The sequence below is a fragment of the Bacteroides sp. 41_26 genome, assembly GCF_949740115.1.
GTDB classification, from domain to species: Bacteria; Bacteroidota; Bacteroidia; order Bacteroidales; family Bacteroidaceae; genus Bacteroides; species Bacteroides nordii.
The window spans coordinates 158352-170136 of record NZ_CATJGZ010000054.1 but is presented as its reverse complement, the minus strand read 5'-3'; the positions used below and the strand labels follow the sequence as shown (position 1 = coordinate 170136).

The window sequence follows — 11785 nt, the reverse complement described above, 5'->3', positions numbered from 1 at the left end:
CTTATACTTACTGATATGAAAAATAGATTCGGACCTATACTTCTATTGGCATCAGCCCTGCTGGTGCCAACCGGACTTTCGGCACAACTGGGCGGGAAGTTATACCAGCAACGTGCTGACTCCTTGTTACAAAACATCCTCACCCGTTATGAGGTGAAAGAACACGGGTTACTCATGGAGACATACCCCAGAAACTCCAAACAGGAAATTACCTATACAGCCACAGGATCTACTGTTCATCAGCAGGAAGTATCTTTCTTATGGCCCTACTCGGCCATGGTATCGGGATGCGTGTCTTTATACAAAACTTCCGGCAATAAGAAGTATAAGAAGTTAATGGATAAACAGATCAAACCCGGTCTTGACCTCTATTGGGATACCACCCGGGAACCCCATTGTTATCAATCCTATCCGGCCTTTGCCGGTCAGAACGACCGATACTATGACGATAACGACTGGGTAGCCATCGACTTCTGTGATTACTACGAACAGACCCGTAACAAAGAATATCTGAACAAGGCTATTGCCCTGCATAAATATATTTACTCGGGCTGGTCAAACGATCTTGGAGGGGGTATCTACTGGTGTGAACAAAAGAAGGAATCGAAAAACACCTGTTCTAATGCTCCGGCCACCGTATTGTGTATGAAACTGTACAAACTGACCAAAGATAAAAAGTATCTGGAACAAGCCAAAGAAACGTATCAATGGACACGCGACAATCTTTGCGATCCATCCGACCACGTATATTGGGACAACAAGAATCTGGAAGGTAAGATCGGCTATGCTAAGTTTACATATAATAGCGGACAAATGATACAAGCCGGTGTACTGCTTTACCAGGCCACCGGAGACAAACGTTATTTACAGGAAGCACAACAAACGGCAGAAGGTTCTTACCATTTTTTCCTGAAACCACAGCCCACTGTGAAAGGAGAAATGAGATTCTATCCCTCCAGCCCCTGGTTCAACGTTATCTTATTCCGCGGACTGAAAGCACTCTATCTTGTTGACCGGAACGACACTTATGTGAAGGCCATGATTGACAACGTAGATTACGCATGGAGATATACACGTGACGAAAACGGATTACTCAACAGAGACTGGTCCGGCAACAAAAAAGATCAGTTCAAGAGCTTGCTGGAAAACTCCTGTATGATTGAGCTCTATTCGGAGATTAGCGAATTATAGGAATATATAAATCATAAAACAGACAGAAATGAAGAAACACATCGTTGCACTGGCATCGACTTTACTATTATGCAGTGGCTCCTATAGCCAAAATACGCAACCGGAGAAAAAGTCCAAAGCCTACATGGTTGCAGATGCACATCTGGACACTCAATGGAACTGGGATGTCCAAACGACTATTAAACAGTATGTATGGAATACTATTAGCCAGAACTTACTTCTACTAAAGCAGTATCCTGACTATATCTTCAACTTCGAAGGGGGAGTCAAGTATGCATGGATGAAAGAATATTATCCGGCTCAATACGAAGAAATGAAAAAATATATCCGGGAAGGACGCTGGCACGTGAGTGGCTCCAGTTGGGAAGCTAACGATGCTTTGGTGCCCTCAACCGAATCTGCGATTCGTAACGTCATGTTAGGACAGGAATATTACCGGAATGAATTTGGAGTGGAAAGTACAGATATCTTCCTACCGGACTGTTTTGGCTTCGGATGGACACTGCCTACCATTGCAGCTCATTGCGGACTCATCGGGTTCTCATCACAAAAGCTGGACTGGCGTAACAAGCCTTTCTACGGAAAAAGCAAACACCCCTTTACCATCGGATTGTGGCAGGGAATTGATGGTTCTTCCGTCATGCTGGCTCACGGATACGATTATGGCAAAAGATGGAACGATGAGGATTTATCGGAGAACAAGGAACTGTTAGGACTGACCACACGTACCCCACTCAATATGGTGTACCGTTATTACGGCACAGGAGATATTGGCGGATCACCCACATTGGGTTCCGTACGTTCTGTTGAAAAGGGAATAAAAGGAAACGGGCCACTCGAAATCATCAGTGCTACAAGCGACCAGATGTTTAAAGACTTCCAACCTTATAAGGATCATCCGGAATTGCCTGTATTCAACGGAGAGTTACTGATGGACGTACATGGAACAGGCTGCTATACTTCACAAGCAGCCATGAAACTGTACAACCGGCAGAATGAGCTTTTGGGAGATGCAGCAGAAAGAGCAGCCGTAGCCGCCGAATGGCTCAACAAAGCTGCATATCCCGGAGCAACTCTAACAGATGCCTGGAAACGTTTCATCTATCATCAGTTCCATGACGACCTCACCGGAACAAGTATTCCACGTGCCTACGAGTTTTCGTGGAATGACGAGTTAATCTCACTCAAACAATTTTCCGGCGTACTTACCTCTTCCATTCGTTCAATAGCCGGAGACATGGATACACAGGTAAAGGGCATTCCGGTAATACTCTATAATGCATTAGGATTCCCGGTACAGGACATAGCAGAAGTAGAACTGGAATTGCCCACAGCCCCCAAAGGTGTCACAGTATATGACAACAACGGTAAAAAGGTGGCATCACAGTTACTATCCTACACAAACGGAAAAACACATCTGTTGATAGAAGCAACAGTACCGGCTACCGGCTACGCAGTGTACGATGTACGTACTTCCGGCACGGCAAATCGCTTTGCTGCAACAACAAGTAACACACTCGAGAATTCCATCTATAAAATCACATTGGATGAAAAAGGTGATATCACCTCGCTTCTCGACAAGACGCAGAACAAAGAGTTGGTAAAACAGGGTAAAGCCATCCGACTGGCCCTCTTCACCCAAAATAAATCATACCACTGGCCAGCCTGGGAAGTACTAAAAGAAACAATAGACCGGGAACCAATCTCTATCACGGATAATGTGAAAATATCATTGGTAGAAAACGGAGAACTACGTAAAGCAATCTGCATTGAAAAGACACACGGAGAATCGGTGTTTAAGCAATACATCCGGCTCTATGAAGGAAGTCGTGCCGATCGGATCGATTTCTACAATGAAATAGACTGGCAATCAACCAATGCCTTGCTAAAGGCCGAATTCCCTCTGAATATAGAGAATACGGAAGCAACTTATGACTTAGGAATCGGAAGCGTTAAACGTGGAAATAATACCGATATCGCTTACGAGGTATATGCACAATACTGGGCCGACCTGACCAACCAGGACAACAGTTATGGTGTATCGATATTGAATGACAGCAAATATGGCTGGGACAAGCCCAACAACCATACGCTCCGTTTAACGCTGCTCCATACTCCGGAAACGAGTCGGAACTACGCTTATCAGGACAAACAGGACTACGGACATCACAACTTCACGTATAGCCTTGTAGGGCATTCCGGTAAGCTGGATCATGCATCCACCGTAGAGAAGGCAGAACTTATGAACCAACGCCTGAAAGCATTCCAGACTACAAGGCACAAAGGTACACTGGGCAAAGAGTTCTCTTTTGCAACCTCAGACAACCACAACGTAATTATCAAAGCACTCAAGAAAGCAGAAAGCTCAGATGAATATGTAGTGCGCGTGTATGAAACCGGAGGTGAAAAGTCACAGCAAGCTACTTTGTCATTCGCAGGTGATATACTCAATGCGAATGAAGCTGACGGAACAGAAAAAACAATTGGTGCTGCCAGTTTCAATGGAAACAAACTGCAAGTCACTATTAAGCCCTATTCTGTCAAGACATTCAAAGTGCGTTTGAAAGGTGCTGCACAATCTGCATCTGAACCGGAATATGTGAACCTGCCACTAAATTATGACCGCAAATGCGCCTCATTTAATGAATTCCGCGGAGAAGCGAATTTTGAGTCCGGATACTCATACGCTGCAGAACTACTACCGGATTCCATATTCGCAGATCAAATTCCGTTCCGCCTGGGAGAGAAAGAGACATTCAACGGCATGACCTGCAAAGGAGATACGATCTATCTGCCCGACGGACATAAATATACTCATTTATACTTCCTGGCTGCTGCAACGGATGATGATTATACAGCTACATTCTGCTGCGGGAAAAACAAAGCGGAAATCACCGTTCCTTCTTACACCGGTTTCATCGGACAATGGGGACATACCAATCATACCAAAGGGTATCTAAAAGATGCCGAGATAGCTTATGTAGGTACACACCGTCACGCTCCGGGTGAAGATCAGGCATACGAGTTTACGTATATGTTTAAATTCGGTATCGATATTCCCAAAGGCGCAGTAAGCTTTATCCTGCCAAAGAATGACAAGATTGTGCTCTTTGCCGCTACACTGGCCAAAGAAGAACAGCCTGCTGTGAACACTGCATCACAGCTATTCCGTACAGCCATCAAAGAAGAAGCCGGCAAGAAATTATCTACACAGGAAAGTCCGAAAGAAAACTTGCTGAAAACTGCGAAGATCATATCTTATTCAGGCTATATGAACAACCGTGAAAAACCGGAATGCATGATTGATGGAAATAAGGATACCAAATGGTGTGATACAGGTATGACTCCGAACTATGTGGATTTTGATTTAGGAGAGGCACAAGACATCAGTGGCTGGAAACTTGTGAATGCAGGTGAAGAGAGTCACACATATGTTACGAAAGGGTGTTTCCTGCAAGGAAAGAATAATCTGAATGAAGAATGGAAAACACTGGACAGGCTCAACAATAATAAGCGTAATGTTGTTTCACGACAACTGTCAGAACCTGTTAAAGTACGTTACATCCGCTTAATGGTAACCAATCCGACGCAAGACGATGAAGGGAAAGACACCCGCATTTACGGATTTGAAGTTTATAAATAGAAAGCCCTCTTAGAGATCCTTATATAGGAACAGGCTTTTATATATTTCGCCGGTTATCTCGTTATCGAGACTAACCGGCGAAACGGGTTTATAGAGAGTTCGCCAACTACCGGAAACACAAATATGGCTCCTCTTGAAACAAGGAAGCCAGAAGAAAGACGCTAAAAGGAGTAGCAAGGGAGACATAACCCGGTAAGGTCGTAGAGGAACAAGAGATGGCTCGTAAGGGAGCGTTGTTTTACATGTACATGTTTAACAGTACGACATGCACATGTGGAGCAGTACGACATGTGCATGTGGGACAGTACGACATGTGCATGTCGTGCAGCTTTACATGTACATGTAAAACAATGCTTCCCACCAGAGAAAGGAGGTTTACATTACTAAGAGAGGAATCGTCAACGGCAGGCATCATCTGTTCAGCCAAGGTTCAGGATTTAATTTGTCTTTCTCTTTACGCAATTGGAAGTGCAATACAGTACGCCCATTGTCGGAGGCATCAGAAAATACCTGCCCGATAGCCTGCTTCGTACTAACCGTATCTCCCGTCTTAACAGATGCAGAAGAGAGATTACAATATACAGAGATATAATTGCCATGGCGAATTAACACATTGAACAACCCATTGAGTTGGAAAACGGCCGCAACTTTACCATCAAAAATAGCACGAGCCTGCGCACCGGGCTTTCCTTGAATATCAATACCCTTATTATCGAGTTTAACATTGCGTAATCCCTCAACGGCATATTGTCCATAATGGCTGGTAATAATATAAGGACCCGAAATCGGCATAGGTAGCTTACCACGATTACTGACAAAGTTGCCGGATAACTCACGGTCCGCTTTACTCATGCTATAAGCTTCCAGAGGTTCCGCTTTTTTCTTTGTCTCCGTTCCGGAAGAAGTTGATGTTGATTTACCTTCCTTAGCTTCTGACTTTTTACGAGCCTCTGCTTCGCGACGCGCTTCTTCGGCTGCACGCTTACGGGCACGTTCTATTTCCTCGGCTATCAACTTATCAATCCGGGCATTGAGTTGATTGGCTTCACGTCTCTTTTTATTTATTTCGCTTTGTAACCCTTTCTGCTTCTTTTGCAGATTAGCCACCATTTCACGCTTCTGCTTTTCCTGATCTTCAAGTTTCTGCTTCTCTCCTTCGCGTTCTTTCAACAGATTTTCTTTGGCAGTCTTTACCTGCAGCAGCTCTGCTCTTTTCTTCTTGATCTGTTCCTGTTTTTTCAGAATTTCTTCGCCCTGAAGCCGTTGATAAGTAGCATACTCACGCACATAACGAAGACGGCGATACGTCTGTCCCAGGCTCTTGGCCGAAAAAATAAACATCAGTTTTTCTTCTATCGATTTATTACGATAGAGGTATTGGACGGAAGATTCATATTTCTTTTTCTTATCCTGTAAGTCACGCTGAAGTGTACGAAGCTGTCGCTCAAGGACAGACAATTCGCGTTGAAGAGCCTCCACGTCATTATTTATGGCAAGGATATATCGCTTGCGTTCTTCAATCTGCCCCGTTAATGAAGCAAGACTATTAAGTTGGCTTCCTACGTCTTTCTTTGTATTCTTCAACAATGATTCAGTGTCAGCAATCTGCTTTTGCAATTCGCCACGTTTACTTTCCAGCTCTTTAATCAATCTGCTACTCTGAGCAGAAAGCGGAATGACCAGAAACAGAATACATGTTAATCCTACAAAGATACGTTTCATCATAACTTAGTCAGCATATTTAATAGTTCTTCAAGTGGCACCTGGGTGTATCTATCCGAGACTTCGGTAGGTGTCATTGCAAATTCTTTGGACGAGAAATCATATAATCTCACTTTTGCTCTTTCCAGTGAAGGTATGCCCAACTCCTTGCCACTCAACTCGGCTTTCCCTTCCGGGCGTGAAGCACTCAGAAGTAACTTCTCCAATTTAGAGAACCGGGCGTCCTTAGGCAGAATATCATCCAACTCTTTCCGGGAAGCCCTGACATAGCGCTTATTCATCCGATCGATAAGTAATACTTCGTCGGGAGTTATCTCCAACCGGGCTATTTCCGTACGGAGAATAGGCATCAGAATGGAAAGCTGCACACGTTCGCCTCCTTTCATTTTCATTGTTCCCCCCGTCGTTATACTCCCATCAGAGCCGGAGGGTATAGTTAACTGCAGTTTGGATGATAGGTAACAAGGCTCGGCGACAGGCACGTTTGAAGTTATATTCTTTGTGCTTTTACAGCCTGCAAGCATTACTACCAGCAACAATAAATAGAATACGTTTCTCATTCTGCAATGTATTTCTTCTTCTTAATTTTCTCTTTCAGCGTTTTCGATTCACTCCCCATATCAAGAGCCTCTTGCCAATATTTCAATGCGCCATCCACATCACCGGTCATATAATAGATATCTCCGCAATGTTCTACTATCACATCACTTTTCTCCCCATCGCTTTTCATGGCATCATCAATGTAGATACGAGCCTCAGCATAGTTCCCTTTCTCAAAAAGTATCCAGGCATATGTATCAAGATAAGTGGCGTTGCCAGGATCGGCTTTCACCGTCTTATAACTCATTTCCTCAGCCTTATCGAGTTCCCGGCGTTCTACAGACAGATAATAGGCATAATTGTTCAATGCACCAATATTAGAAGGGTTGTAAACCAATGCAGAATCATACGCATTGTATGCCTCCGTCATCATCGCTTTTTTATGGTAAACATCGCCCATGATAGAATAGAAGTCAGATAAGACTTCTTTCTTACTCTCATTTGTAGCATTCGCCAAAGCTTTCTGACAAATAGCAAGTACCTCATCATTACGCTCCGCCTGGCTATAGCCAATAGCGAGATAGAAATAGAACTCAAGTGCTTCGGGAGTAGCCTCTACACCAGGTTCACAGATTTTAATGACCTGTTCAAAATCATTCTTCTGCACAGCTACTTCAAGGAGCATCAGACGGGCAGCTTTATTGGCCGGATCAATCTGGACCACACGCTCCAATACCGGAATCGAAGCTTCCTTCATGTTTTTTGCCCAAAGATATTGTGAATAGAGCATAGGAATCTGATCATCATCCGGGTCCTGCTGCAGGATACGGTCAAAAAGCGAAATCACCTTCGTACTGTCTGCTGTAGCCTGTTCATTTTGGGCAATCACCTGGCGCATTACATTCAGTTTCGTATCTGCAGGTACCTTTTTGTTCATCAGCAAAGAGTCCAGTTGCTGTTTATACAAATCCTGTTGGCCGGTTTGTTCATAATAGGAAGCCAGTGAAAAATGGGCCATCACATTGTCCGGCTCCGTAGCAAGTACCTTCTGATAAATATCGTATGCCTCCTGCTTTTTACCATTCTGCATATACACATCTCCCAGGATTACTTGATAACGCATATCCATAGGATATTCCTTCACCAGGTTCTCAATCTCCCGAAAAGCACTTTTGTCGTCTTTCATCTGCAGATAAATACGGAATTTCTCCATTGTGAGTTGCTCATTCTTCCCCATTATCTCTTCCAGACGATCTAACGTTCCGATCACTTTACCATAATCCTCTTGCTGATTATACAAATCAAGCAAAGCAAACAACGATTCTCTTTTTCCCGGAAAACGGGTAGCCATCATCTCAAGCAATCCTATTGCTTTCTCTTTCTCATTCTGTTGTTGATAAAGGCTGGCAAGTGCCTGGCTATACCAATAATTATCCGGTGCGCTTTCCACCGCAGCCTCCAAAGCAGCCTGGCCTTGTGGCACTTGCTTCAAAAACATATAATACTGCGAAATCTCATAAAGGGCCGAAGCTGCCTGCGGATTAATGGTCAGACAATGTTTCAGCAAATCAAATGCAGCATCATACTCCTTTTTAGTTTTCAATCGCGTTGCTTCGAGGAAAAAGTAGTCATATTTACGCTGTTGCTCGTCCGAGAGGGTAACTAACTGCCGGGCAGGCTTAACAGCACCCGCCTTTCCTACTCGTTGTGAAGAACCGCAAGAAGCAAGTATCAGTATCAACACCCCAAGGAGTAATAATTTTATTTTCATTCGTAATTCGTAATTTGTAGTTCGTAATCTATCCCCTTCCCGTATGCCCGAAGCCACCTGCACCACGCTCCGTATCATTCAGTATTTCCACTTCCTGCCAAGCAGCCTGTTCATGACGGGCTATCACCATCTGTGCAATTCGTTCTCCGTCTTCAATAACAAATGGTTCGGTCGAAAGATTAATCAAAATCACACAGATCTCTCCCCGGTAGTCGGCATCAATCGTTCCCGGAGAATTTAAAACAGTAATCCCTTTCTTTAAAGCCAGACCGCTACGCGGACGAACTTGTGCCTCAAATCCCGGAGGGAGTGCGATATATAATCCGGTAGGAACCAGACAGCGTTGCATAGGGGCCAGAGTCATTGAGTCCGAAAGATTAGCACGAATATCCAGTCCGGCAGAGAGTTCAGTAGCATATGCCGGAAGCGGATGCTTTGATTTATTGATAACTTGTACGTTCATATTCAGTCTGTTTACTATTTAACGGGCGAAAATACATAAATTGTATCGAATTTCCGTACATTTGCAGTTAAATAATGTGCGAATATGGGAACTATGTACTCCCAAATCGTAAATTGTAAATAGCTAAATCATAAATACCCATGATGGATTGGAGGAAATTAATCTCAGCAAAGCGCTTTGGGATGGAAGAGTTTCATGAAGAAAGACAGGAAAACCGTTCGGAATTTCAAAGAGACTATGATCGGCTCATTTTCTCAGCTCCCTTCCGCCGCTTACAGAATAAGACACAGGTATTTCCACTACCGGGTAGTATCTTTGTGCACAATCGGCTCACCCATAGTCTGGAGGTTTCGTGCGTTGGCAGGTCACTGGGTAATGATGTTTCAAAGGCAATACTCTCCCGACAACCGGAATTACAGGACTCTTTCCTACCCGAAATCGGATCCATTGTTTCTGCCGCCTGTCTTGCTCACGATTTGGGTAATCCTCCGTTCGGTCATTCCGGTGAAAAGGCTATCTCCACTTTCTTTTCCGAAGGTAAAGGACAGTTCTTAAAAGATCAACTCCTCCCGGTGGAATGGGATGATTTGACACATTTTGAAGGAAATGCAAACGCTTTCCGGCTCCTTACACATCAATTTGAAGGACGCCGTAAAGGTGGATTTGCCATGACCTATTCTACGCTTGCTTCCATCGTCAAATACCCCTTTTCATCAAGTCTGGCAGGTAAAAAATCCAAATTTGGATTCTTTATCAGTGAAGAAAAAGGATTCCAGCGTATTGCTAATGAACTTGGATTAATTCAACTGAGTGAACAACCTCTGAAATATGCCCGTCATCCGCTGGTCTACCTTGTTGAGGCAGCCGATGATATTTGCTATCAAATGATGGACATTGAAGATGCCCACAAACTAAAAATTCTAACCACCGGGGAGACGAAAGAACTACTGCTGGCTTATTTTAATGAGGAACGACAGGCACATATCCGAAGAACATTCAGCATCGTCAGTGATACAAACGAACAAATTGCCTATCTACGTTCTTCGGTCATAGGATTACTGATAAAAGAATGTACAAGAATATTCCTGGAACATGAAGCAGACATTCTTGCCGGTAACTTCACCGATCCACTGATTAAAAAAATTTCCGAACGCCCCGCACAGGCCTACAAGCGTTGTTCTGAAGTCTCTTTTAACAAGATCTACCGTTCTCGGGATGTGCTTGATATAGAGTTAGCAGGTTTTCAGGTTATCAGCACCCTGCTGGAACTCATGGTCGATGCCGTAACCTCCCCCAACAAAGCTTATTCACAGCTTCTTATCAATCGCGTATCGGGTCAGTACAACATAAAAGCGCCTGCACTCTATGAAAGAATACAGGCGGTACTTGATTATATTTCGGGAATGACTGATGTCTTTGCGCTGGACCTCTACCGCAAAATCAACGGCAACAGTCTTCCTGCGGTGTAAATACTTTATTGACGCCCGAGGTTAACTTACAGTCTTCCGGATGACTTTCGATGAATGATTGGATATGACGCATACGCTTATCCTCAAGAATTTCGTCAACAGCTATCAGAATGCCGGTTTCTTCAACATCTCCAAATTCATAATTAATAGCTGTACCAAACATACGCATTGTAGGGCTTAAACTCATATAGGCATTTACCAATGGAGGAATATTATAGCCTAACTTACGAATCTCACTATTCAGAATCTTGTAATCATCTTTAAATGATTTCTCATAGAATATAGTAGCCAAATCTTTCTCCTCAGTCTCCATTTTCAACGGATTCAACGGAGTGATTAACCCATCTTTATCGCCAAAGTGCTTTTTCAGGAAGTAAAGAATCATATCACGACCCTGACGGTGATAACTGGGATACATCGTTACTTTACCAAAGAAGTATTTCACATTTGGCATCACAACAGTCAACGCTCCCAATCCGTCCCACAAATTATCCAAAGCAAATAAGCCTTTGCTTCCTGCGCGGGTAGACTGATATTCAAGGGTTACGAATGATCGTCCCAGCTCAATTGTAGTAGGCAAATACTCTTTAACAAACTGCTCAGAGAAGTTGAACATATGGGAAGTAGCCAGTATCGGAGCCCCCTTTTCATCAAAACGTACATCTGTACCCAGCAAATAACGGTACCCACCCAAAATCTCCTCCGCTTCCGGATTCCATACAATCAGTTGTTTGTAAGGATTCTCCATTGTATCGTATTCATCGATATCCATAGACAACCCGGTACCTCCTCCTGCTGCACGAAAAGCAATTTCACGCAAACGGCCAATCTCTTTCATTACATTTGGAGAATCTTGTGAAGTAGTAATATAAATATGATTATTACTTTTATTCGTCATGCGCAACCGCTTATCCTCCGTAAGTTCCGCCTTTAGCAGTTCTTTGCTTATCGGTTCAATAATCTCTTCCATATTCCTCGTTAGTGTA

The 11785-nt window shown here is 43.6% G+C and carries 8 protein-coding genes; 3 read left to right on the top strand and 5 right to left on the bottom strand.

Features of this window, described 5'->3' with window-relative positions; all coding sequences use genetic code 11:
• Nucleotides 1-15 precede the first annotated feature (15 nt).
• Together QX565_RS04820 and QX565_RS04815 are read left to right on the top strand one after the other, a co-directional pair.
• Nucleotides 16-1191 (top strand): glycoside hydrolase family 76 protein, encoded by a 1176-nt coding sequence (locus QX565_RS04820; RefSeq protein WP_289291596.1) that lies wholly within the window; start codon nucleotides 16-18, stop codon nucleotides 1189-1191.
• Nucleotides 1192-1219: 28 nt separating this feature from the next.
• Complete coding sequence (locus QX565_RS04815; protein WP_289291595.1) at nucleotides 1220-4834, top strand: beta-sandwich domain-containing protein; 3615 nt, start codon at nucleotides 1220-1222, stop codon at nucleotides 4832-4834.
• 411 nt (nucleotides 4835-5245) lie between these two features.
• Here the strand turns inward: QX565_RS04815 and QX565_RS04810 are convergent, their stop codons facing one another.
• Genes QX565_RS04810 through dut form a run of 4 tightly spaced genes read right to left on the bottom strand, consistent with a single transcriptional unit; the run spans nucleotide 5246 to nucleotide 9330 of the window.
• Entirely contained in the window at nucleotides 5246-6559 is a 1314-nt protein-coding gene (locus tag QX565_RS04810) for a murein hydrolase activator EnvC family protein (RefSeq protein ID WP_289291594.1), read from the bottom strand.
• Nucleotides 6556-7116 carry a lipoprotein insertase outer membrane protein LolB1 gene (lolB1, locus tag QX565_RS04805; protein WP_221650746.1) on the bottom strand — a complete coding sequence of 187 codons (561 nt, stop codon included), beginning with the start codon at nucleotides 7114-7116 and terminating at the stop codon, nucleotides 6556-6558. The genes QX565_RS04810 and lolB1 overlap by 4 nt, the downstream gene beginning before the upstream one ends.
• Nucleotides 7113-8867, bottom strand: coding sequence for a tetratricopeptide repeat protein (locus QX565_RS04800; protein ID WP_289291593.1), 1755 nt, complete (start codon nucleotides 8865-8867; stop codon nucleotides 7113-7115). Before QX565_RS04800 ends, lolB1 begins: the two co-directional genes overlap by 4 nt.
• Before the next feature lie 28 nt (nucleotides 8868-8895).
• Nucleotides 8896-9330 carry a dUTP diphosphatase gene (gene dut, locus QX565_RS04795; protein WP_289291592.1) on the bottom strand — a complete coding sequence of 145 codons (435 nt, stop codon included), beginning with the start codon at nucleotides 9328-9330 and terminating at the stop codon, nucleotides 8896-8898.
• A gap of 140 nt (nucleotides 9331-9470) precedes the next feature.
• On the opposite strand from dut, the gene QX565_RS04790 reads away from it, so the two are divergent.
• A complete protein-coding gene (locus tag QX565_RS04790; RefSeq protein ID WP_289291591.1) occupies nucleotides 9471-10799 on the top strand; it encodes a deoxyguanosinetriphosphate triphosphohydrolase in 1329 nt (442 codons plus the stop codon).
• On the opposite strand, the gene glsB is transcribed toward QX565_RS04790, so the two are convergent.
• The gene (gene glsB / locus QX565_RS04785) at nucleotides 10771-11769 is read right to left on the bottom strand and encodes a glycine N(alpha)-acyltransferase GlsB (RefSeq protein ID WP_221650750.1); all 999 of its coding nucleotides are present in this window, start codon (nucleotides 11767-11769) and stop codon (nucleotides 10771-10773) included. The two genes, QX565_RS04790 and glsB, sit on opposite strands and share 29 nt — an antisense overlap.
• Between the last annotated feature and the right edge of the window lie 16 nt (nucleotides 11770-11785).